At 70.2% G+C, this 22,335-nt stretch carries 21 protein-coding genes and 1 tRNA gene; 13 read left to right on the forward strand and 9 right to left on the reverse strand.

Going from position 1 to position 22,335, the window contains the following annotated elements; translation table 11 throughout:
- The first annotated feature begins 19 nt into the window (after window positions 1-19).
- From ACWC1K_RS46965 to ACWC1K_RS46980, 4 genes are all read left to right on the forward strand, one after another.
- Window positions 20-595, forward strand: a complete 576-nt coding sequence (locus tag ACWC1K_RS46965; protein WP_450839949.1) for a calcium homeostasis/redox stress adaptation protein — start codon at window positions 20-22, stop codon at window positions 593-595.
- Between the two features lie 120 nt (window positions 596-715).
- Window positions 716-1,294, forward strand: a complete 579-nt coding sequence (locus ACWC1K_RS46970) for a TerD family protein (protein WP_351470240.1) — start codon at window positions 716-718, stop codon at window positions 1,292-1,294.
- 50 nt (window positions 1,295-1,344) lie between these two features.
- Window positions 1,345-2,493 carry a DUF475 domain-containing protein gene (locus ACWC1K_RS46975; RefSeq protein WP_450839951.1) on the forward strand — a complete coding sequence of 383 codons (1,149 nt, stop codon included), beginning with the start codon at window positions 1,345-1,347 and terminating at the stop codon, window positions 2,491-2,493.
- A 119-nt stretch (window positions 2,494-2,612) separates the two neighbouring features.
- Entirely contained in the window at window positions 2,613-3,350 is a 738-nt protein-coding gene (locus ACWC1K_RS46980) for a TerD family protein (protein ID WP_450839953.1), read from the forward strand.
- 15 nt (window positions 3,351-3,365) lie between these two features.
- Here the strand turns inward: ACWC1K_RS46980 and ACWC1K_RS46985 are convergent, their stop codons facing one another.
- On the reverse strand, window positions 3,366-4,151 hold the full coding sequence (locus ACWC1K_RS46985) for a TerD family protein (RefSeq protein WP_450839955.1): 786 nt from the start codon (window positions 4,149-4,151) through the stop codon (window positions 3,366-3,368).
- Window positions 4,152-4,358: 207 nt separating this feature from the next.
- On the opposite strand from ACWC1K_RS46985, the gene ACWC1K_RS46990 reads away from it, so the two are divergent.
- Genes ACWC1K_RS46990 through ACWC1K_RS47000 form a run of 3 tightly spaced genes read left to right on the forward strand, consistent with a single transcriptional unit; the run spans window position 4,359 to window position 8,957 of the window.
- Window positions 4,359-5,525 (forward strand): HpcH/HpaI aldolase/citrate lyase family protein, encoded by a 1,167-nt coding sequence (locus ACWC1K_RS46990; protein WP_450839956.1) that lies wholly within the window; start codon window positions 4,359-4,361, stop codon window positions 5,523-5,525.
- 28 nt (window positions 5,526-5,553) lie between these two features.
- Window positions 5,554-8,142 carry a phosphoribosyltransferase gene (locus ACWC1K_RS46995; protein ID WP_450839958.1) on the forward strand — a complete coding sequence of 863 codons (2,589 nt, stop codon included), beginning with the start codon at window positions 5,554-5,556 and terminating at the stop codon, window positions 8,140-8,142.
- Window positions 8,142-8,957: an HAD family hydrolase gene (locus tag ACWC1K_RS47000; protein ID WP_450839959.1), complete on the forward strand. Its 816-nt coding sequence runs from the start codon at window positions 8,142-8,144 to the stop codon at window positions 8,955-8,957. Before ACWC1K_RS46995 ends, ACWC1K_RS47000 begins: the two co-directional genes overlap by 1 nt.
- A gap of 4 nt (window positions 8,958-8,961) precedes the next feature.
- Here ACWC1K_RS47000 and ACWC1K_RS47005 read toward each other — a convergent pair whose 3' ends face one another.
- Entirely contained in the window at window positions 8,962-9,177 is a 216-nt protein-coding gene (locus tag ACWC1K_RS47005; RefSeq protein ID WP_450839961.1) for an FmdB family zinc ribbon protein, read from the reverse strand.
- A 140-nt stretch (window positions 9,178-9,317) separates the two neighbouring features.
- Between ACWC1K_RS47005 and ACWC1K_RS47010 the strand changes: the two genes are divergently transcribed.
- The 3 genes from ACWC1K_RS47010 to ACWC1K_RS47020 are packed head-to-tail and all read left to right on the forward strand — an operon-like array spanning window position 9,318 to window position 13,876.
- Window positions 9,318-11,336: a transglycosylase domain-containing protein gene (locus ACWC1K_RS47010; RefSeq protein ID WP_450839963.1), complete on the forward strand. Its 2,019-nt coding sequence runs from the start codon at window positions 9,318-9,320 to the stop codon at window positions 11,334-11,336.
- 51 nt (window positions 11,337-11,387) lie between these two features.
- A complete protein-coding gene (locus ACWC1K_RS47015) occupies window positions 11,388-12,692 on the forward strand; it encodes a hypothetical protein (protein WP_450839965.1) in 1,305 nt (434 codons plus the stop codon).
- Between the two features lie 29 nt (window positions 12,693-12,721).
- Window positions 12,722-13,876: an amidase domain-containing protein gene (locus ACWC1K_RS47020; protein ID WP_450839967.1), complete on the forward strand. Its 1,155-nt coding sequence runs from the start codon at window positions 12,722-12,724 to the stop codon at window positions 13,874-13,876.
- Between the two features lie 23 nt (window positions 13,877-13,899).
- Here the strand turns inward: ACWC1K_RS47020 and ACWC1K_RS47025 are convergent, their stop codons facing one another.
- Together ACWC1K_RS47025 and ACWC1K_RS47030 are read right to left on the reverse strand one after the other, a co-directional pair.
- The gene (locus tag ACWC1K_RS47025) at window positions 13,900-15,273 is read right to left on the reverse strand and encodes a hypothetical protein (protein WP_450839968.1); all 1,374 of its coding nucleotides are present in this window, start codon (window positions 15,271-15,273) and stop codon (window positions 13,900-13,902) included.
- An 81-nt stretch (window positions 15,274-15,354) separates the two neighbouring features.
- Entirely contained in the window at window positions 15,355-16,137 is a 783-nt protein-coding gene (locus ACWC1K_RS47030; protein WP_450839969.1) for a DUF4097 family beta strand repeat-containing protein, read from the reverse strand.
- Window positions 16,138-16,308: 171 nt separating this feature from the next.
- Here ACWC1K_RS47030 and ACWC1K_RS47035 point away from each other — a divergent pair.
- Window positions 16,309-16,380 (forward strand) — tRNA-Val (locus ACWC1K_RS47035).
- Window positions 16,381-16,434: 54 nt separating this feature from the next.
- Here the strand turns inward: ACWC1K_RS47035 and ACWC1K_RS47040 are convergent.
- On the reverse strand, window positions 16,435-16,761 hold the full coding sequence (locus ACWC1K_RS47040; protein WP_450839971.1) for a hypothetical protein: 327 nt from the start codon (window positions 16,759-16,761) through the stop codon (window positions 16,435-16,437).
- A gap of 126 nt (window positions 16,762-16,887) precedes the next feature.
- Here ACWC1K_RS47040 and ACWC1K_RS47045 point away from each other — a divergent pair, with 126 nt between their 5' ends.
- Window positions 16,888-17,412 carry a GNAT family N-acetyltransferase gene (locus ACWC1K_RS47045; RefSeq protein WP_450839973.1) on the forward strand — a complete coding sequence of 175 codons (525 nt, stop codon included), beginning with the start codon at window positions 16,888-16,890 and terminating at the stop codon, window positions 17,410-17,412.
- 31 nt (window positions 17,413-17,443) lie between these two features.
- Here the strand turns inward: ACWC1K_RS47045 and ACWC1K_RS47050 are convergent, their stop codons facing one another.
- Window positions 17,444-18,346 (reverse strand): ketopantoate reductase family protein, encoded by a 903-nt coding sequence (locus ACWC1K_RS47050; RefSeq protein ID WP_450839975.1) that lies wholly within the window; start codon window positions 18,344-18,346, stop codon window positions 17,444-17,446.
- Between the two features lie 92 nt (window positions 18,347-18,438).
- Between ACWC1K_RS47050 and ACWC1K_RS47055 the strand changes: the two genes are divergently transcribed.
- On the forward strand, window positions 18,439-18,663 hold the full coding sequence (locus tag ACWC1K_RS47055; protein WP_450839977.1) for a DUF2277 domain-containing protein: 225 nt from the start codon (window positions 18,439-18,441) through the stop codon (window positions 18,661-18,663).
- A 177-nt stretch (window positions 18,664-18,840) separates the two neighbouring features.
- On the opposite strand, the gene ACWC1K_RS47060 is transcribed toward ACWC1K_RS47055, so the two are convergent.
- The 3 genes from ACWC1K_RS47060 to ACWC1K_RS47070 form a co-directional block, all read right to left on the reverse strand.
- The gene (locus tag ACWC1K_RS47060) at window positions 18,841-19,452 is read right to left on the reverse strand and encodes a DedA family protein (protein WP_450839979.1); all 612 of its coding nucleotides are present in this window, start codon (window positions 19,450-19,452) and stop codon (window positions 18,841-18,843) included.
- Between the two features lie 238 nt (window positions 19,453-19,690).
- Window positions 19,691-20,146, reverse strand: a complete 456-nt coding sequence (locus tag ACWC1K_RS47065) for a DoxX family protein (RefSeq protein ID WP_450839981.1) — start codon at window positions 20,144-20,146, stop codon at window positions 19,691-19,693.
- A gap of 361 nt (window positions 20,147-20,507) precedes the next feature.
- On the reverse strand, window positions 20,508-22,151 hold the full coding sequence (locus ACWC1K_RS47070; RefSeq protein ID WP_450839983.1) for an alkaline phosphatase D family protein: 1,644 nt from the start codon (window positions 22,149-22,151) through the stop codon (window positions 20,508-20,510).
- Window positions 22,152-22,335: the final 184 nt, after the last annotated feature.

The following is a 22,335-nucleotide window of genomic DNA, read 5'->3' on the forward strand; positions in this document are numbered from 1 at the left end:
GGACACCAATGGAGGACTCGTGGGAGTCAGCCTCAGCAAGGGCGGCAACGTATCGCTGACCAAGGAGGCCCCGGGCCTGACCGCGGTCATCGTCGGTCTGGGGTGGGACGTCCGCACCACGACCGGCACCGACTTCGACCTCGACGCCAGCGCGCTGCTGCTGAACAGCTCCGGCAAGGTTGCCAGCGACGCCAACTTCGTCTTCTTCAACAACCTCAAGAGCCCCGACGGCTCCGTCGAGCACACCGGTGACAACATCACCGGTGAGGGCGAGGGTGACGACGAGCAGATCAAGATCAACCTGGCGGCCGTCCCGGCCGACGTCGAGAAGATCGTGTTCCCGGTCTCCATCTACGACGCCGAGAACCGCCAGCAGTCGTTCGGCCAGGTGCGCAACGCGTTCATCCGCGTGGTGAACCAGGCGGGCGAGGCCGAGATCGCCCGCTACGACCTCTCCGAGGACGCCTCGACGGAGACCGCCATGGTCTTCGGCGAGCTGTACCGGCACGGGGCGGAGTGGAAGTTCCGTGCCATCGGCCAGGGCTACGCCTCGGGCCTGCGCGGCATCGCGCAGGACTTCGGCGTGAACGTCTGAGACCCGTCACCGGTCTCGAACCGTCCGGCGCCGCACCTTTGCGTGCGGCGCTCGGGGGGTGCCCCCTCTGGGGGAGTGCAGGACAACCAAAGAAGCACCATCTCGGGGAGGACCAGCATCATGGGCGTCACGCTCGCCAAGGGGGGCAATGTCTCCCTGTCCAAGGCCGCACCCAACCTGACCCAGGTGATGATCGGGCTCGGCTGGGACGCGCGCTCCACCACCGGAGCCCCGTTCGACCTCGACGCCAGCGCCCTGCTGTGCGGCGCAGGCAACCGGGTCCTGGGGGACGAGTACTTCGTCTTCTACAACCAGCTCAAGAGCCCGGAGGGCTCGGTGGAGCACACGGGCGACAACCTCACCGGTGAGGGCGAGGGCGACGACGAGTCGATCCTGGTCGACCTGACCCAGGTGCCGGCCCACTGCGAGAAGATCGTCTTCCCGGTCTCGATCCATATGGCCGACGAGCGCGCCCAGACCTTCGGGCAGGTCAGCAACGCCTTCATCCGCGTCGTCAACCAGGCCGACGGCCAGGAGCTCGCGCGCTACGACCTCAGCGAGGACGCCTCCACCGAAACCGCGATGATCTTCGGTGAGCTCTACCGCTACCAGGGCGAATGGAAGTTCAGGGCGGTGGGACAGGGGTACGCGTCGGGGCTGCGCGGCATCGCTCTAGACTTTGGGGTCAACGTTTCGTAAAGCCGAGTACGGCGCGGGGGAGACCCGTACCGATACGGATTGGGTAGCCAGTGCTTCTGAAAACCTTCGGCTGGTCGTTCGCAGTCACTGCGCTCGGCCTGGCCGCCGGGGTCCTCTACGGGGGGTGGGAGGCCTTCGGTATCGTGGCGATCCTCGCCGTCCTCGAGATCTCCCTGTCATTCGACAACGCGGTGGTCAACGCCGGAATCCTGAAGAAGATGAACGCCTTCTGGCAGAAGATCTTCCTCACCGTCGGCGTCCTCATCGCGGTCTTCGGCATGCGACTGGTCTTCCCCGTCGTCATCGTCGCCGTCACCGCCAAGATGGGCCCCATCGAGGCCGTCGACCTCGCCCTCAACAACAAGGACCGCTACCAGCAGCTGGTCACCGACGCCCACCCGGCGATCGCAGCCTTCGGTGGCATGTTCCTGCTGATGATCTTCCTCGACTTCATCTTCGAGGACCGCGACATCCAGTGGCTGCGCTGGATCGAGCGCCCGCTGGCCAAGCTGGGCAAGGTCGACATGCTGTCGGTCTGCATCGCCCTGGTCGTCCTGCTGATCACCTCCTTCACCTTCGCCACCCACGCCCACCAGCACGGCGGCGCCCACATCGACAAGGCGCAGACGGTGCTGATCTCCGGCATCGCCGGTCTGATCACGTACATGGTCGTCGGCGGGCTCTCCGGCTACTTCGAGGACAAGCTGGAGGAAGAGGAGGAGCGGGAGCACGAGGAGGAGGAAGAGGCCGCGCGCACCGGCAAGAAGCGCTCGGCGGTCGCCCTCGCCGGCCAGGCCGCGTTCTTCATGTTCCTCTACCTCGAGGTCCTCGACGCGTCCTTCTCCTTCGACGGTGTGATCGGCGCGTTCGCCATCACCAACGACATCGTGCTGATGGCGCTGGGCCTCGGCATCGGCGCCATGTACGTCCGGTCGCTGACCGTGTACCTGGTCCGCCAGGGCACCCTCGACGACTACGTCTACCTGGAGCACGGCGCGCACTACGCGATCGGTGCGCTGGCCGTGATCCTCATGGTCACCATCCAGTACCAGATCAACGAGGTCATCACCGGCCTCGTCGGTGTCGTCCTGATCGCCTGGTCCTTCTGGTCCTCGGTGCGCCGCAACAGGGCGCTCGCGGAAGCCGAGGGAAAAGCGGCGGGCTCGGACGAGAAGACTGAGATCTCGTCCGGGGTATGACACAGACTCTGAGGGAACGCTCTGTGCGGGGCGGCCGGCCTCCGGCCGCCCCGCCGGTGTTTCAAGGGGTGACCGGGTCAAGCGGGACCCGGATGAATCTGGTGAATCTGGGGGCGGGAATGGGTTTCTTGGACGGACTCTGGCGCGGACGCGAGGCCGACTTCGACTCGGGCAGCGCCTCCACCAACTCCATCGAGCTGACCAAACGGCACCACCAGGTCTCCCTCACCAAGCAGGGCGCCGCCACCGGGCATCTGCGCATCAACCTGAGCTGGCGGATGCGGACGTCCGACATCGGCGGCTCTCAGCGGGAGTCCCTGCTGCGGCACCCCTTCAAGGCGCTCAGGCCCCCGGAGGTCATGGGCCACAGCCAGAGCATGGTCAACGTCGACCTCGACCTGGCGTGCCTGTACGAGCTCCAGGACGGCACCAAGGGGGTCGTACAGCCGCTCGGCAACTACTTCGGGGACGTCAACACGCCGCCGTACGTCAAGCTCAGCGGCGACGACCGGTTCGGTTCGGCGTCCGGCGAGACGATGTACGTCAACCTCGACCACCGGGACGAGATCAAGCGGCTGCTGGTCTTTGTGTACATCTACGACCAGACGCCGGCGTTCGACCGTACGCACGCGATCGTGACGCTGTATCCGAGCAATGGGCCCCGGATCGAGATCCATCTCGATGAGCGGCATCCGCAGGCTCGGTCATGCGCGGTGGTGATGATCGAGAACGTGAAGGGCGAGCTGGTGGTGCGGCGTGAGGTGAAGTTCGTCTACGGGTTTCAGGCGGAGTTGGACCGGTTGTACGGGTGGGGGTTGCAGTGGGGGCGGGGTTACAAGTCCAAGGTGGAGCGGTAGGCGCCCGGTGAACCGTCAACGCCCGATGAACTGTGGCCCCTGGGGCGGCAGCCGGAAGTCCGGGTTCGGGGCCGGGACCGTCACCGGCGGCGGGTAGCCGTAGCCGGTGGCTGCCGGTGCCGTCGGCTGGGGGTAGCCGTAGGCGGGCTGGGTGGCGGGGGGCTGCTGGGGGTAGCCGTAGGCCGGCTGGGCGGGGACCGCGGTGGGCTGTTCCGGGGGGAGGGGCTGGGAGGGCTCGGGCGCCGGGTCCGTGGCTTCCGACTCGTCCACCGAGATGCCGAACTCCGTGGCCAGGCCCTTCAGGCCGTCCGAGTAGCCCTCGCCGAGGGCGCGGAACTTCCAGCGGTCGTCACGGCGGTACAACTCGCCGCAGATCAGGACGGTCTCCTGGCCCGTCTGGGGCTTGATGTCGAAGAGGATCAGCGGCTCGTCGGACGCGCTCGCCGCGTCGTACAGCAGGATGCGCAGTCCCTGTACGCGGTCGAAGGTGACGTCGTCCGCCGAAGCGACCAGGAGAATCCGGCTGACATCGGCCTCGACTCCGGCCAGATCTGTCTGGATCGTGTCGGTGAGGCCGTCGGCGATCCGTTTCTTGCCGAGCCACCTCGCCTTCCCGGAGGGGTGCCGGGGCTGGTTGTAGAAGACGAAGTCCTCGTCGGAGCGCACACGACCGTCGGGGCCGAGGAGCAGCGCCGAGGCGTCGACGTCCGGGACCCCCTGCCCGGGCGTCCAGCGCAGCACGGCGCGCACCGTGGTGGCCTCGAGCGGGACGTTCGACCCCTTCAGCATCGCGTGCGTCATGCGGTCATCCTGCCTTCTCGGTCCTGATCACGACAACGCGGGGGTAGGAGCCCGCGACCGGGTCGACGGCCTGTCGAATCGCCGTCGACATGGCCGAGTTACCAGAAATTCATGCCCCGCGGGAACCTTTGACACGAGTCTCTACGTACTATTACCGGCCACCCATTACCCAATCCATAGCCTTGTCTGGCGTCACGGGGGAGTTCTATGCGTCATTTCGGGCACATCGCCCCGGAGGTGCGGCAGCGCCTCTTCCATCAGGAGCCGTGCGAGTTCGGCACGGACTCCCCGGCCCGGCTGCTCTCCGCGGCCCTGGGCGCCACGCTCTACAGTCCGGCCACCAGGCCGCGGCTCGCCGACGACGTCGTCAAGCAGGCCGGACTCGGCGTGGTCTCGATGGTGCTGTGCCTGGAGGACTCGATCGACGACGCGGACGTGCCGGCGGGGGAGGAGAACCTCGTCCGCCAGTTCGCCGATCTGGCCGGGCGGGCCGGAGCCGAGCTGCCGCTGCTGTTCGTCCGGGTCCGTACGCCCGAGCAGATCCCCGACCTCGTCCAGCGGTTCGGGGCGAGCGTGCGGCTGCTGTCCGGATTCGTGCTCCCCAAGTTCACCGAGGAGCGCGGGATCCCCTTCCTGGAGGCCCTGGCGAGCGCCGAGGCCGCGAGCGGCCACCGGCTGTTCGCCATGCCGGTGCTGGAGTCGCCCGAGCTGCTCTACCGCGAGTCGCGGGTGGAGACCCTGGAGGGCATCGCCCGCGCCGTCGACAAGTACCGCGACCGCGTGCTCGCCCTGCGCCTGGGCGTGACCGACTTCTGCTCCTCGTACGGTCTGCGCAGAGCCCCCGACATGACGGCGTACGACGTCCATGTCGTCGCCTCCGTGATCTCCGACGTGGTGAACCTGCTGGGGCGGGCCGACGGCACCGGGTTCACGGTGACCGGGCCGGTGTGGGAGTACTTCCGGGTCCCGGAGCGCATGTTCAAGCCGATGCTGCGGACCAGCCCGTTCCTCGAGGGGCAGGCCGTCGAGCTGCGCGAGAAACTGATTGAGCACGCCATGGACGGGCTGCTGCGGGAGATCTCCCTGGACCAGGCCAACGGCCTGCTGGGCAAGACCTGCATCCACCCCTCCCACGTACTGCCCGTGCACGCGCTGTCCGTGGTCAGTCACGAAGAGTTCGGTGATGCCGCGGACATCCTGCGGCCCGAGCGGGGCGGCGGGGGTGTACTGAGGTCGGCGTACACCAACAAGATGAACGAGGTGAAGCCGCACCGCGCGTGGGCCGAGCGGACCATGCTGCGGGCCGAGGTGTTCGGCGTCGCCCGCGAGGACGTCAGTTTTGTGGATCTGCTCGCCGCGGGCATTCCCGGCTGAGCCGGACGATCTAGGTATCCAGGAGCCAGTGATCAACGCAGTGAACAACCCGGTCTGGTCCGGCACATGGGTCGCCGAGCGGCTCGGTGTCGAACTCGTGGGCGACGACAAGCTGACCGACCTGTTGGGGCTGGCCCTGCGGCGCAATCCCAAGCGGGCGCATCTGCTGGTCTCCAACGTGCTCGGCAAGCATGTGCCGCAGTCGCCGTCCGTGGTGTACGGATACGGGTTCGCGCTGGGCCGCCGGGTGCGGGAGCTGCTGGGCGAGGAGGAGGCCGCCCGGGCGGTCGTCCTCGGGTACGCGGAGACGGCGACGGGCCTTGGCCACTCGGTCGCCGACGGTGTGGGGCTCGCCCCGTATCTGCACTCCACGCGGCGTCCGGTCGCCTCGGTGGCCCCGGCGGGCGGCTTCGAGGAGTCGCATTCGCATGCCACCTCCCACTTGTTGCTGCCGGAGGATCCGGCGCTGCTGGTGGGGGACGGGCCGCTGGTGCTGGTCGACGACGAGTTCTCGACGGGCAACACGGTCCTGAACACCATCCGGGACCTGCACGGGCGCTATCCGCGGCGGCGGTACGTGGTGGTGGCCCTGGTCGACATGCGGTCGGCGGCGGATCTGGGGCGGCTGGAGGGTTTCGCGCGGGAGATCGGTGCGGGGGTCGACCTCGTGGCGGCCGCTTCCGGGACGGTGCGGCTGCCCGCCGGGGTGCTGGAGAGGGGGCAGGAGCTGGTTGCGCGATACGAGTCGTCTGCGGCTGAGTGGGGGCTTGTCGCGCAGTTCCCCGCGCCCCTGAAAGAGGGCGGTGACGTCAAAGCTGACTTCAGCAGCACCCCCCTAGGGGCGCGGGGAACTGCGCGATCAACCACAACGAACCCGCATCCGGCAGACGACCGCACCCGGCAGACGCGGCCCCATGGCCACATCAGCCGCGTAGAGCTGTTCTGGCCCCAGGGCCTCCCCGACGGGGGCCGTCACGGCTTCACGCCGAGCCACCGCGCCCGCCTCGAAAACGCGCTGCCCGCGATGGCCGCCCGCCTCGCGGAGGCACTCCCCGCCGACGCGCGCCGCGTCCTCGTGCTCGGATTCGAGGAGCTGATGTACGCCCCCCTGCGCCTCGCCCGCGAGCTGGAGCAGGTCGCCGACGCCGAGGTGCGGTACTCCACGACCACCCGCTCACCCGTCCTCGCGGTCGACGACCCCGGTTACGCGATACGCAGCCGCATAGTCTTCCCCGCCCACGACGACCCGGCCGACGGCCCCGGCGAGCGCTACGCCTACAACGTCGCCGGCGCCGGCTTCGACGCGGTGGTCGCCGTCGTCGACTCGGCCGCCGACACCCCCGAACTGCACGCGCCGGACGGCCTGTTGGCCCAGCTGGCCGCCCACACCCCGCACGTCCTGCTGGCGGTCGTCCCCTCCTATGTGCCAGAGCCCCTGTACGTACCCGAAAGGCCCGCCATGCTGCCCGAGCCCCTCCGCGGCCCCGCCTTCTCCTCGTACCCGCCCGAGGAGGTCGGCTGGCTGTTGCAGGACCTCTCGGACGTGACGCTGGAGGCGCCGACCGAGGAGCGCGAGGAGGCCATCCAGAGCGGCGGCGCGCACTACGCGGAGTCGCTGCCGGTGGAGTACCAGCCGAGCGAGCAGTACCAGGAGCTGTTCCACGTGGCGCTGGAGGAGTCCGCCGCGCGACTCGCCCTGGCGGTCGGCGCCGTCACGGAGATCGTGCTGGCCGAGCGGTCGCCCCGCCCGGTGCTCGTCTCGCTGGCCCGCGCCGGTACGCCTGTCGGGGTGCTGATGCGGCGCTGGGCACAGTTCCGGCACGGCCTGGACCTGCCGCACTACGCCGTCTCGATCGTGCGCGGCCGCGGTATCGACGCCAACGCGCTGCGCTGGCTGGCCGCCCACCACGACCCCTCCGACGTCGTCTTCGTCGACGGCTGGACCGGCAAGGGTGCCATCACCCGCGAACTCGCCGAGGCCATCGAGGAGTTCGAGGCGTCCGACGGCATCACCGGCTTCGACCCGGAGATCGCGGTGCTGGCCGACCCGGGCTCCTGCGTGCGGACGTACGGCACGAGGGAGGACTTCCTCATACCCTCGGCCTGCCTCAACTCGACCGTCTCGGGCCTGATTTCGCGGACCGTGCTGCGCGCCGACCTGGTCGGCCCGCACGACTTCCACGGCGCCAAGTTCTACCGCGAACTCGCCGGCACCGATGTCTCGGTGGACTTCCTGGACGCCGTCGCCGCCCGCTTCCCGGAGGTCGCGGACGCCGTCGCCACGCAGGTCAAGGAGCTGCTGTCCGGCGACCGCGAGCCGACCTGGGAGGGCTGGGCCGCCGTCGAACGGATCAGCGAGGAGTACGGCATCCACGACGTGAACCTCGTCAAGCCCGGCGTCGGCGAGACCACCCGCGTGCTGCTGCGCCGGGTGCCGTGGAAGATCCTGGCGCGAGCCGGAGCGGGCGCCGACCTGGACCACGTACGACTGCTCGCCGAGCAGAGAGGGGTTCCGGTGGAAGAGGTGGCCGAACTGCCGTACACCTGCGTGGGATTGATCCACCCCAAGTACACGCGGGGCGCCACGGGCGCCGACGGCAAGGCGGTGAACGTCTGATGCCGGTGCTGGTGGCGAGCGACCTCGACCGTACGCTCATCTACTCCTCCGCGGCCCTCGCGCTGACCATGCCGGACGCGCGGGCGCCCCGGCTGCTCTGCGTCGAGGTGCACGAGACCAAGCCGCTGTCGTTCATGACGGAGACCGCGGCCGGGCTGCTGACCGACCTGGGCGACGCGGCGGTCTTCGTACCGACGACGACCCGGACCCGCAAGCAGTACCAGCGCATCAACCTGCCGGGCCCGGCACCCAAGTACGCGATCTGCGCCAACGGCGGCCATCTGATGGTGGACGGCGTCTCCGACCTCGACTGGCATGCGCAGGTGACGGCCCGGCTGGCCGAGCAGTGCGCACCGCTGGACGAGGTGCGGGAACAGCTGCTGGCCACGGCGGACCCGGCGTGGGTGCGCAAGCACCGGGTCGCCGAGGACCTCTTCGCCTATCTCGTCGTCGAACGGGAGCTGCTGCCCGAGGAGTGGGTCAAGGAACTCGCGGTGTGGGCGGAGAACCGCGGCTGGACGGTGTCGCTGCAGGGCCGCAAGATCTACGCCGTCCCCAAGCCGCTCACCAAGAGCGCGGCGATGCACGAGGTCGCCCGCCGCACGGGCGCCTCCCTCACCCTGGCCGCGGGCGACTCCCTCCTCGACGCCGACCTGCTGCTGGCCGCCGACCGGGGCTGGCGCCCGGGCCACGGCGAACTGGCCGACGCGGAGTGGACGGCGCCGACGGTCAACGCGCTGCCCGAGCGAGGGGTCCTGGCCGGTGAGCGCATCTTGCGGGAGTTCTTGAAGGCGACGCGCACGGCCACGCCTTGAGCAGCTAGCCGCAGCACCCTCCACCACAACACCCGCCGCCGCCGGCCCTGGGCGCCGCGGCGGGTGCATTCGCCGTACCGCCCACCGCCACGGTGGACAGCAGCTTCACCGTGTCCCCATGCCCGGCAGGGCACACCGCCGGGTCGGAGGACTGGGCCATCGGACGGCTCAGTTCGAACGTGTCGCCGCAACTCCGGCAGCGGTACTCATAGCGAGGCATGCGACCAGGTTAGCGGTGCCCTCCGGCAGTGAGTGTGATCCAAGTCACGCGTCCATCATGTTATCTACTGATCGGTATGTGATCGTTCCTGTCGGATTCGTGTGTGGAGAAGCTGCGAAGATCGTTGATATTTTCCGGTGGTGACCGGGACAGCACAGCGCAGTGGCCGGCGGGCCGACCACCGCCGTCCACGCCGCCGACGGGCGGCGACGAAGTGGTTCGCCCGGGCGGGGTTACGCCGCCTCCGCCCCGCCTACCCGCGCCCCGGCCGCACCGGCTGGCGCCGCTGGCAGCCGTCCTGGCGCCAGCTGCTCGGTGGCTTCGTGGCGTCCCTCGGCCTGGCCGCCCTCTCCTTGGCCGTCGCCTACGCCGCCACCGACATCCCGCAGAACCTGAACAGCTACGCCACCCAGCAGGACACCGTCTACTTCTGGTCCGACGGCACCCCCATGGCCCGGACCGGCTGGGTACGGCGGCAGGCGATGCCGCTGAAGGACATACCCGAGGACGTGCGCTGGGCCGTGCTCGCGGCGGAGAACGAGAGCTTCTACTCCGACCCCGGCATCTCCTTCAAGGGCCTCTTCCGCGCCCTGTGGCGCACCGTCGGCGAGGGGGACACCGAGGGCGGCTCGACCATCACCCAGCAGTACGTCAAGAACGTCTACCTGACGCAGAACCAGACGGTGAGCCGCAAGTTCACCGAGGCGATGATCTCCCTCAAGCTGGACAACCGGATGAGCAAGGACGACATCCTGGAGGGGTACCTCAACACCAGCTGGTTCGGCCGCGGGACGTACGGCATCCAGCGCGCGGCCCAGGCCTACTACGGCACGGACGTCACCCACCTGAATGCCAGTCAGGCCGCCTTCCTGGCCTCGCTGTTGAAGGGAGCCGGGCTCTACGATCCGACCCTCTCCAAGGCCAACCACAAGCGCGCCGTGGAGCGTTGGTCCTGGATCCTCGACCGGATGGTCAAGACCGGCAAGCTGTCGCCTGCCGAACGGGCCACGTACAAGAAGTTCCCCGAACCGCTCAAGTCCGCCCGGGTGTACGACACCGGCAAGCAGAGCGACTACCTGGTGGAGCTGGCGCAGCAGTACGCCAAGAAGGCCGCGCACCTCTCGGACAAGCAGTTCGACCTCGGCGGCTACCAGATCTACACCACCTTCGACCGCAAGCGGGAGACGGCGCTCACCGACGCCGTCGCCAAGGCCCGCAGACGGGCGAAGAAGGAACAGCCCGAGACCGCGAAAACCGTGCACTACGGCGCCGCCTCCGTCGCCACCGACGGCCGCATCCTCGCCGTCTACGGCGGCCCCGACCACCGTACGCAGGGCTTCAACGAGTCCAACGCGGCCACCGTGCAGGCCGGTTCGGCCTTTCTGCCGTTCGTCTACGCGGCCGGTCTGGAGCACGGCGTCCGCAAGACGCGCGGCGGACCCACCACCCGGATCACCCCGCAGACCGTCTACAACGGTGACAACGGTGTCGCCGTCGTCACGCCCGAAGGCCCGTACTGGGACCGCAGCGGCAAGAAGGTCCTCGCCCACAACGACGACGGGAAGTCCTACGGCCCCATCAGCCTCGGCAAGGCGCTCGCCAGGAACGTGAACACGCCGTTCATGCAACTCGGCATGGACACCGGTCTGGACGAGGTGCGCGCGACGGCGATCGCGGCCGGACTGCTGCCGTCCAGCCTGGGACCCCAGGTGCCCGCGTTCTCCCTGGGCAGCTCCACCCCCAGCGCGATCCGGATGGCCGGCGGATACGCCACCTTCGCCGCGGCCGGGAAACACACCGAGCCGTACTCGGTGCGCCGTATCACCCACAACGGCGCGGCGGTCCGGCTGACCACCCCCACCGCGCGCCGCGCGATCGGCGCGGAGGTGGCCGAGCAGGTCTCCCAGGCGCTCACGGACTCCCTGAACACCGCCCACCCCACCGTCTCCACCGCCAGGGCGACCGGCAAGTCCGGCACCACCGCGGACGACACCGCCGCCTGGTACACGGGCACCTCCGGGTCCGTGTCGACCGCGGTCGTCGTCTACTGCATGGACCTGGCCGCCTCCCTGGACCCGCTGCCGCTGAAGGGAATCGCAGGAACGCCCGCCGACAGCGTCCCCTACGCCGTCTGGTCCGGCGCCATGGGCCTCGACTGACCCCCGGGACCCGCACCACACCCCCCACCCCCCTCGCAGAATGAGCACCGCATGCCCCAGGAACGCCGCATGCCCGGCAGGAAACCGCCCACCGGCCGACGCCGCGGAGGCACCGACCGCCGTACCACCCCGTTGGGGTTCACGACCCTGGCACCCTTCCTGATGGTGGCCTCGCTGGTGGCCGCCTCCCTGATCCTGACCCGCCAGGACCACACCCAGCCCGCCGCCGAAACCGGCAAGAGCCCCAAGGCCGCCGCCCCCAGAGCCACCCCGTCACCCACCTGGGACGGGAAAACCAGGGTCCTCGGCGACGGATCCACCTCCGACACCGGCCCACAACCGGGCGAGTTGAAGGCCGAGCCGCTCAAGCCCGGCCAGAAACCTCCTCAGTTCGTCGTCTTCTCCTGGGACGGCGCACTGGAGGGCAGCAACCATCTCTTCTCCCACTACCGGGAACTGGCGAAGACGTACGACGCCCACATGACGTTCTTCCTCACCGGCATCTACCTGCTGCCGAAGAACAAGGCCAAGCTCTACCACCCGCCCCAGCACCCGGCAGGCGCCGCCGCCATCGACTACGCCACCGACGACCACATCCGCACCACCCTGGAACAGCTCCGCCTCGCCTACCAGGACGGCAACGAGATCGGCACCCACTTCAACGGCCACTTCTGCGGCAAGAAGGGCGGCGGCGACTGGAGCGTCGACGAGTGGAAGAGCGAGATCGACCAGTTCTACGCCTTCGTCGAGAAGTGGAAGACCAACACCGGCTTCACCGACGTGCCCGCCCTGCCCTTCGACTTCAAGAAGGAGATCACCGGCGGCCGCGCCCCCTGCCTGGAGGGCCAGAAGAACCTGCTCAAGGCCATCAAGAGCTACGGCTGGCGCTACGACGCCTCCTCCACCGGCGACTTCCAGATCTGGCCCACCAAGAAGAACGGCGTCTGGGACTTCCCGCTGCAACTGCTCCCGTACTCGGGCACCGGCTACCAGGGCCTGTCGATGGACTTCAACTTCCTCTACAACCAGTCCGACGGCGAGACCCACGGCAACCCCACCGACTACCCCCAGTGGGAACAGCAGACCGTCACCTCCTACATGAACGGCTTCAACCGCGTCTACTACGGCAGCCGCGCCCCGCTGTTCATCGGCAACCACTTCGAGGACTGGAACGGCGGCATCTACATGAAGGCCGTCGACCGGATCGTCAAGAACGTCTGCACGAAGAAGGGCGTCAAGTGCGTGTCCTTCAAGGAACTGGCCGACTGGCTGGACGTGCAGAAACCGCAGACCCTGGCACAACTGCGCGGCCTGGACCCCGCACAGTCACCCGCCTGGTCGACGGTCGTGAAATGAACCACCCCCCACCGCAAGGAGAAACCCCCTTGAGACCCAGCAAGTCCGCCGCGAACAGAACCCGTTGCACGGCCGTCGCCGCCCTCTCCCTCTCTGCCGCCCTGCTTCCGCTGTCCGCCGCCCACGCGGCCGGCGAAGCCCCGGCCCCCGCCCTCACCGCGGCCACCACCGACGCCTTCGGCCGCATCGCCGACGCCGTCCTCACCGACCGCACCGCCGCCCTGCTCCAAGGAGCCCCCGCCGGCCGTACGGCCCTGAAGGCGACCGCCGGCGTGCACCTGACGCCAGCGCTGGCCGCCTCCGAGGCCGGCACCGTGACCTCCCTGCACGGCACCCGCTCCCGGCTCGCCGCGCTCGGCGAGGCCTACACCGCCGCCGACACCAGGGTCACCGTCGACAGCACCCGGCTGCACGGCCGCACGGCCACGGTCCGCGTCACCGAGAGCACCACACTGACGTACGCGAAGATACGCGGCGACGAACCCGCCACCACGGGCTTCACCGCCCACCACCAACTCACCTTCACCGCCCGCCCGGACGGCACCTGGCAGCTCACCCGCGAACGCCTCACCGACCAGGGCCCCCGCCCCGTCAACGAGCCCGCCCCGGCGACCAGGGCGACCCCCGTCCGCCCCGGCGCCGTCATCGACGCGCCCCGCTCGGCCACCACCTACCCCGCCCCCGCGAACCCCAAGAACCTCGGCACGGGTACGCCGTACAACTACGCGGCCATGGCGACGTACGCCGAGAAGTACTGGAAGAACTACAACACCGCCTACCGCCGCTACAACCACGCCGGCGGCGACTGCACCAACTACCTCAGCCAGTCCCTCTACGCCGGCGGCTGGAAGAAGGTCACCAGCTCCGCCGAGGACTACGGCACCTGGTACTCCGGCACCTCCAGCGACTCCGACACCTGGATCGGCGTCAACGAGTGGTCCTGGTTCACCCAGACCGCGAAGCGCACGAAGGCGCTGGCCAACGCCTACCAGATGGACGTCGGTGACGTGCTGCAGATGGACTTCGACAAGGACGGCTCGAAGGACCACTCGATGATGACCACGTACCGCAGCAGCAGTGGCGTCCCGTACCTGACCTACCACGACGCCGACACCTACCGCCGGTCGCTGGCCAGCCTGATCGCCTCGTACCCGAACTCGGCCTACTACGCCTACCGCAGTTAGCACGCAGGTGAGCAGGCGGCGGCTCAGTGGCCGCCGCCGCGCTCCTCCCGGATCTGCGAGACCACCCGGGCCACCGCCTCGCGCACCGCCTCCGTCTCCACGAGGAAGTGCCAGTAGTCCGGGTGCCGGCCCTCCAAGCCGGCGATCGCCCGCTCCAGCCGGGCCACGGCCTCGTCCAGTGGACGCGCATGCCGGGGATCCGGCGTCGTCCGGCCCGTCATCGCCAGCCGCTGGGCGTCCCGGATCGCGAACCGCGTCCGGTCGATCTCCTGCTGCGGATCCTTCTGCACGGCGTTCAGCCGCTGCAGACGGTCCCGCGCCGCCGACACGGACTCATCCGTCGTGTTCAGCAGCGCCCGCACCGTCGACAGCAGCGAGGCCGCGTCCGGCCAGCGCTGCGCGTCCCGCGCGGCCTGCGCCTCCTTCAGCTTCAGCTCCGCCTGACGCACGTTCTCCACGGCCTGCTCCGGCACATGCTGCAGGTCCTGCCAGCACTCCGCCACGAACCGCCGCCGCAACTCGCTCAACACCGGATCGACCTGCCCGGCACGCGTGGTCAGCGCCTGCGCGCGCGTGCGCAGCGAGACGAGCCGGTGGTCGATCTCGGCCGCCTTCTGCGGCAGCCGCTCGGCCTCCACCCGGATCGCCTCGGCCTCCCGCGCCACCCGCTCGGCCCGCTCCAGCGTCTGCGGCACCCCGTGCCGCCCGGCACCCTGGTTCAGCTTCGTCAGCTCAGGGCCGAGAGCGGCAAGACGGGCCGCCAGATCATCCGCCCTGAGCTTCGTCTCCCGCACGGCATCCAACGCGTTCGAAGCGGCGAGCAGCCCCTGCCGCGCCCGCTCCACCGCCGGAGCCAGCCGGGCCAGCTGTGTCTCCGCCTTGCCCAGCAGCGGCCCGAGACTGTCACCGAAACGATCCAGCTCCCGCTTGACGTTCGCCAGCTCGTCCTTGGCCTTCGTCAGCTCGGTACGCGCATGGGCCGCGACCGACGCCTCCAGATCGTCCCGGTCGAGATCATGCGCGTCCACGGCCTCGATATAACGATGACTGGCCTCGTCGATCCGCCGCCCCAGCGCCTCGAAGTCCGACACGGCCCGCCGCGCGGCAGGGGTGTCGTCCACCGCCGTGATCGTCTCGATCGAGATCCGCAGATCCCGCTGGGCGGTGTCCAGCTCGTAGAACGCGGCCGCCGCGGCGTCCTTCGCCGCCTGCGCCTCGGCCCGCTGACTCTCGGCCCGCCCGCCGAACCAGCGCCGGGTACCCCCGCCGGCGAACGCGGCGGGCAGCGCCAGCGCGGCGACAAGGGGCAGGGCGACAAGGGTGAAGACGTCCCTCATCGCCTGACGGTGTGCACGCGGCACCAACGGCGAGTACGGCTGCGAAGGTGTCGCCGTCACATCCCTCTCCCGTGCTGTCATCCGTCCTGGCCGGTGCCTCGTTTCATTCTCCCACCGGTTAAGGACGAACACACGGGCCGGTTAGTTCGCGGTCTTCAGGGTGACTTTGCCGTCATCGGTGTGCGCGGACACCACGTGCGAACTGGAGTCGGACCGCGGCACGGAGACCTCCACCGAGCCGTCGCCCGTCCCGGTCGTCACCCGGTACGTGGCCTTCGGCAGCGCGACGGTGACGGAACCGTCATGACTGCGGGAGTCCACCAGGTCCGGCACGGCGCCGAGTTCGAGATCCACGGAACCGTCCCCCGTCTCGGCCCGCACCCGCCGCGAGGACACGGCGGCATGCACGGACCCGTCCCCGGTGCGCACCTCCAGCGGCCCGCTGGAATCCGTCACACGCACGGACCCGTCTCCCGTACGAATACTCAACGCATCCCGGAACCCCCGCGCCCGCACGCTCCCGTCCCCGTCCTCCACCTTCACGGTGACCCCGCGCGGCACCTCGATCCGATGCCTGGCCGAACAGTCGGCCACCACACCGGAGCACTTCATCCGCAGCGTCAGCCTGTCGCCCTCCATCGTCCAGCTCACCTTCGGGCCCTTCCCGAGAGCGACGGACCCCTGGAACCACCGGGTGACCTCGACCTTCCCCGCCGGATTCCGGTCCGCGGCGACGATCTCCAGCGCCGAGTCGTCCGAGTCCACCGTGAGCGTGTGCCCCGTCAGCGCGAACGCCCGATGATCGGGATCCTTGTCATCCCCCGCAGACGCCCCACAGCCGGCAACCGCCCCGACAAGAACGACCACGCCCCCGGCAGCAAGACCCCCACGGACGACAACGGAACGGGCACGGACGCGAGCCATGACGATCTCCCCCTGGACGGATGCTGAGTGCTTCGACGGTACGGAGTGGGGGGCCACGGGGGGATCCGGGTCACTCCCCGGTCCGAGGTGGGGCTAACCCCCGTACGAGTCGGCTCCCGATACGGGTTTGCAGGGCACTGCCTCGGGCAAGGTAGGCTGTCGACTCGTCTCGGGTGCGTAGCTCAGGGGTAGAGCGCCTGCCTTACAAGCAGGATGTCGGCGGTTCGAAACCGTCCGCGCCCACACGGGAAGAAGACCCCGGCCGATCACGGCCGGGGTCTTCTTGTGTCGTGTCGTTCATGCCTTGTGGGCGTGCTTCAGCCTGGTGCGGGCGTCCACTCGGTTTTCGGTGGCGACTTCCGCCCAGAAGCGGTGGGTGCTGACGAACACCGCGAGTTCGTGTTCGCGTCGGCGGAGCTTCTCCACCTCGGCCTGTTCGTCGGCCGTCCAGCCGGGGGAGGCGGGGCGTTCCACCTTGCGCCAGCCGCCCGTGTCGCTGAAGCCGTCGAGGGGCTCGACCGACCAGGGCAGCCGCTTGAGCAGGGCCGACAGCTCCGAACGGACCTGATGCAGCTCCTCCTGACCGGCGAGGAGGTCACTCGGAAAGTCGTAGGTCGTAGCCACGGTCCAATGCTACGCCTGTTCGAATTTGGGATGCGAGTGCCTTCCCGGGGTTCCTGCGGAAGGGTGGCCGGCCGCCGCGTGGGCGCACCCGGGGCGTTGTCAGAGGCGGCTTCTAGGGTGGGCGGCATGGACTTCGTGGGCGTGGAGAAGGTGCGGCTGGAGCCCTGGGGCGAGGGTGACTTCTGGCTGCTGCGGCGGGCCAACAGCCCTGAGATGACGGCGTACTTGGGCGGGCCCGAGAGCGAGGAGAAGCTCGCCGACCGGCATCGGCGGTATCTGGAGCTGGGGCCCGGGCAGATGTACCGGGTCGTGCTGGCGGGCAGTGGGGAGAGCGTGGGCTCGGTCGGGTTCTGGGCCCGGGAGTGGCGGGGCGGCACGGTGTGGGAGGCGGGCTGGGGGGTGCTGCCCGAGTTCCAGGGGCGGGGGCTGGCCGTGCGGGCGGCGCGGGCCGTTGCGGAGGCCGCGCGGGATGCCGGTGAGCACCGGTATCTGCACGCCTTCCCGAAGGAGGACAACGGCCCGTCGAACGCCGTCTGCCGACGGGCCGGGTTCACCCTGCTCGGGCCCGTCGGCATCGAGTACCCGAAGGGGCACCGGATCACGTCCAACGACTGGCGGGTGGACCTGCGGTCCATACGGCAGCACGCGTGACGGGACCCGCTCGGGCCTTGCCGCTGCGGCGTCAGTGGCCGGTGTCCGCCAGCTCCCGCACCACCCGCGCCGTCACCGGCACGTGCAGCCCGTGCCGCTCGGCGGCGCGCAGCAACGCCCCGCCGATCGCGTCCAGTTCGAGCGGGCGGTCCGCCTCGGCGTCGCGCTGCATGGAGGATTTGGTCCGGGGCGGGAAGGCGTCGTAGCGGGCCAGCGCCTGGGCCGGATCCGCCGGGGCTCCGCAGGCGCGGCTGACCGCGGCCGTCTCCTCCACCAGGGCCGTCAGCTCGTCGCGGTGCCGGGTGCGGACCTCGCCGAGCGGGAGGCCGTAGCGGGTGGTGAGGAGGGCCAACGGCGCCAGGAACGACATCTTCGCCCACAGGGCGGCCGCCTCGTCGTCGAGCACGCGGGTTGCCGGACCGGCGGTGCCGAGGGTCTCGGCCAGGGAGTCCAGCCGGTCGCGGTCCACTTCCTCGCCGGTGAGGTCGATCTCGGCGAAGGGGCTGCCGTGCTCGATCACTCCCGCCGCGACCCGGGTCGACTCGACGCGGATGACCGCGGGGGCGATCAGGTCGGGGCGGTAGCGGGCGCGCAGGGTCGCCGGGTGTTCGACGCCGTTCAGGAACGGTACGAGGAGGGCGTCGCCGAGGGCCGTGGGCGGGACGCGGTCGAGGGCGGCGTCGAGGGAGGTGTGCTTGACCGCGACCAGGCAGGCATCGACCGGTTCGCGCAGTACGGTGTCCGCGTCCACGCCGGCCGTGAAGTCGCCGAAGAGGCCACTGCGGATGCGGATCCCGTCCGTGCGCAGGGTTGCGACGGTGGCCTCGCCGGCCAGGCAGATCACGCGGTGGCCGGCGCGGGACAGCAGCCCGGCGAGCAGGCCGCCGATGCCGCCGGGGCCGAGGACGGCCACGGTGAGTGCGTCGTTCGCCATGTTTCTTTGTCCTTCCGTCGGTCGGCCCCGTGGTGGTGGCCGCCTTGCGAAGGATCATCGCAGTAGCCCCGCGGTGGGGCGAGACTGGTCTCATGTGCCGGAGCATCAAGACACTTCGCCCGCCCGCGTTGCCCGAAGAGGCGACGGAGGAGGAGATCAGGGCTGCGGCCCTGCAGTTCGTGCGGAAGGTGTCCGGCTTCCGGGCGCCGGCCGCCCATAACCGGGAGGTTTTCGACCAGGCCGTCGACGCGATCGCCGCTGCTACGGCCGAGCTGTTGGACGGGCTTGAGGTGCGGGGACAGAAGGCGTCTGCCTAGCTTTGGCGGCTGCGGCTCCGCCGCGGGTGCGATCGGTGGTCAGTCGTCTGCGGCTTCGTCGTGGCTGGTCGCGCCCGCGCGGCGGAGCCGCAAATCGACACAGCCCCGCGCCCCCAAAGAAAGGGGGCGCTGCCCGACCCGGCGTGCATGTCGTCCGCCCGGCCTCAGTCCCAGGGCCTACGACGCCTTCGCCGGGCGCCGCATCACATACGCCGCCCCCGCCCCCGCCCCGAACAGCGCCAGTACGGAGACCGCCGTGGCCACCCAGGTGGTGCCCAGCCACTGGCCGCCGTAGTAACCGAGGGCCACGCTGTAGGTCGCCCAGGTCAGGCCCGCGAGGGCGGACCAGGGGAGGAACTCGCGCGCGCGGCGGTGGGCGGCGCCCGCGCCGAGGGAGACGACCGAGCGGCCGGCCGGGGCGAACCGGGCGAGGATGACCAGAGCGCCTCCGCCGCGGGCCAGGGCGGCGCCGAGACGTTCCTGCGCGGTGGTCAGCCGGCGGGAGCGGGCGATGGCGCGGTCCAGACGTTCGCCGCCGCGCCAGGCCAGTCGGTACGCCACCAGGTCGCCGAGGACGGAGGCGACGGCGGCGCAGAGCGTCAGGCCCAGGATGTCGGGGACCGCGTGCGGTACCTGGCCGCTCGCCGTGCCCGCGGCCGCCGCCGTGGCGGCCGTGATCACCAGCACCCCGCTCGGCAGGACCGGCACGAACACGTCGAGCAGGACCGACAACGCCACCATGGCGTAGATCCATGGGCTGCCGGTCAGCAGCTCCACACTCTCCAGCACCGCGAACTCCCCGTGACTCCCCCGTGGACCGGACCGTGCCGCGAACGTCGCGAGGGAGCGGCAAGGGCGGCCATGACAGCCATACAGCGTACGCCCGGGCTGTGACGGGAGATTCATGGGGGGCGCGTGGGATCGGCACAGGACGTTCACCGGCCGCCGCAGGCCCTTGAACGCACAGGGCCTCCCCCCGCCGACGGGGGAAGGCCCTGGGGTCAGCGCACAGGATCAGCGCACAGGATCAGGCAGCGACCGGTGCCTGTCCCGCCGCGGCCCTGTCCTGCGCCGTGGCGCGCTTTGCGAACAGCCGGTCCAGGCCGAAGGCGCCGGAGCCGGTGAAGACCAGCAGCAGAAGGGCCCAGCTGAACATCGCCGCGGCCTCGCCGCCGTTCTCCATCGGCCACAGGGCGTTCGGCTGGTGCACCTTGAAGTAGGCGTACGCCATCGAGCCCGAGGCTATGAACGCGGCTACGCGCGTAGTGAGCCCGAGCAGTACGAGGATGCCGCCGACCAGCTGGATGACGGCCGCGTACCAGAACGGCCAGGCACCGGTCTCGACGGTGCCGCCGTCGGTGCCTGCCGCTCCGCCGAGGACGCCGAAGAGCGCGGCGGCGCCGTGGCAGGCGAAGAGCAGACCGACGACGATGCGGAACAGTCCGAGGGCGTACGGCTGCGCGTTGTTGAGACGAGCGGTCATGTGGGGGGTACTCCTTCGGTCGGGCCGGTCCGGGGCGGACCGGTCGGGGGACGAGCCGAGCGAGCAATTCACCGTAGGTCTGCCCCATCGATGCTTGCAAGTTCAACATTCAGCCATCGCTCCGGTTCCGTTTCCGGTTCCGTTTCGCCCGTAGCCGCACGTGGCCGACGCCCCGACGACCGCGTGCGCGTCCGAAAGTGTGACCGAATCCACCTCTGGTCGGGCCTCCGTCGCCGTCAACCAGTGCGCGTGGTTCCGTAGGCGCGCTGAAGGCGAACTACCTTGCGTGGAGCGGATCTTGACGATCCATCAGGTGATACGGCCGTTGAGTCACACGGCCGTTGCGCCACCCGCGCCCCTGTCACAGGGAGGTGAGAGCGGACTCCTCCACGGTCTTCAGCGCCCTGTTCGGCTGTGCCTGCTCCAGCCGCAGCCGCGCCGAGCGGCCCTTCAGCGTCAGCGTCATCAGCTGGTTGCCGAACCAGGGGCCACCCTTCTTGCGCCAGTCGATCGCCGGCCGCTCGCACCGCCCGTGCCGGGCGAAGCGCCGGCCCAGGGCGCGGGCCGCCGCACTCCAGCCGAAGCGGAAGCCGATCCGGATCGACAGGGGGACGGAGTTGTGCACGGGGGAGCAGGTCAACTGCAGCACCCGGGCGTCCGGGGCGCTGGAGGGCCAGACCGGCTCGGCCACATACGCGTGGTGCACGTCCCCCGACAGGACGAGCACCGTGGCCGGCGCCTCCGCCCCTGACCCGGCCTGGGCGATCAGCTCCGTCAGCGCGGTGAAGGAGGCCGGAAAGGCCGCCCAGTGCTCCAGGTCGGCCCGCCGCCGCAGATCCTCCCCGAACCGCGCCCAGCGCGCCCCGCGCTCACCCCGGCACAGTGCCGCGTTCCACGCCTCGGCGTCGTGCACCAGGTGGGGCAGCAGCCAGGGCAGGGAGGTGCCGATGAGGAGGTGGTCGTACGACCCCCGTCCCGTCAGGGCCTGCTCGCGCAGCCACCCCGCCTCCCCGGGGTCGAGCATCGCCCGGTCGTCCTCGTCCAGAACGCGGGCCGCCCGGGTGTCCACCATCAGCAGGCGTACGCGGCCGAAGTCGCGCCGGTAGCTCCAGCGCACGGCGGACGGGTCGGCCTCGGCCTTGCAGGCGAAGGCGCGCAACTCGTCCGTGCCGTCGGGCAGTTCGCGTACGGCCGCGTACAGCGGATCGGCCGCCAGCTCGGCCGGTGAGAGGTTCCCCAGATGCTGGTGCACCCAGTACGACATCAGACCGCTCAGCAGCCGCTCCCGCCACCAGGGGGTGGCCCGCATGTCCTCCAGCCAGGCGGCGGAGGTGTTCCAGTCGTCGATGACGTCGTGGTCGTCGAAGATCATGCAGCTGGGCACGGTGGACAGCAGCCAGCGCACCTCGGGGTCGAGCCAGGACTCGTAGTAGAGGCGGGTGTACTCCTCGTAGTCCGCGACCTCGCTGCCCGGCGGGTCGCTCAGGTCGCGCCGGGCGGCCAGCCAGCGGCGGGTCGCCTCGGAGGTCTCGTCGGCGTACACCTGGTCGCCCAACAGCAGCAGCACGTCCGGCCGTTCGCCGTCCGGGTCGGACGCGATGCGCGCGGCGAGGGAGTCCAGCGCGTCCGGGCCGACAGGGTCGTGCGCGTCGGCGGGCGGGGCGGCCCAGCGGCAGGAGCCGAAGGCGACGCGGACGCCGTCGCCGTCGTGCGGGGTGCGGATGACGGAGGGCGGAAACCTCCGCGCGGAGCCCGCCGAGTCGGGCAGCGGCCACACGCGGGTGCCGTCGAGGAGGACGTCGTACGGCGTCGTCGTGCCCGGAGTGAGGCCGGTGACCGGTACGAGGGCGTAGTGATGGCCCGCGACCTGGAAGGTGCGGGCCTCGCCGCGGGCGCCGTCCCCGCAGCGCACCTCGGCGGTGCACGGACGGCTCGCCTCGACCCAGACGGTCGCGGACGAGCCGTCGGCATACCTCAGCAGTGGACCCAGGCGCAGTTCGGCCACGTCATGCCCGCCCTTTCCATGGTCGGGCTCGCCTCCGGGGCGCCTCAGCCGGTGTCGAGACGGCGATCGTGCTCAGCCCTTCGGGCCTCCGCGCGTTCGCCCCGGTGCGACACCCCCGCGCCGGCAACCCGAGAGGAAAGGCCCCACCTGTCCGACCACTTCCACTTCGGAACCCACCCCGACC

It is taken from the genome of Streptomyces sp. NPDC001492, assembly GCF_053597275.1.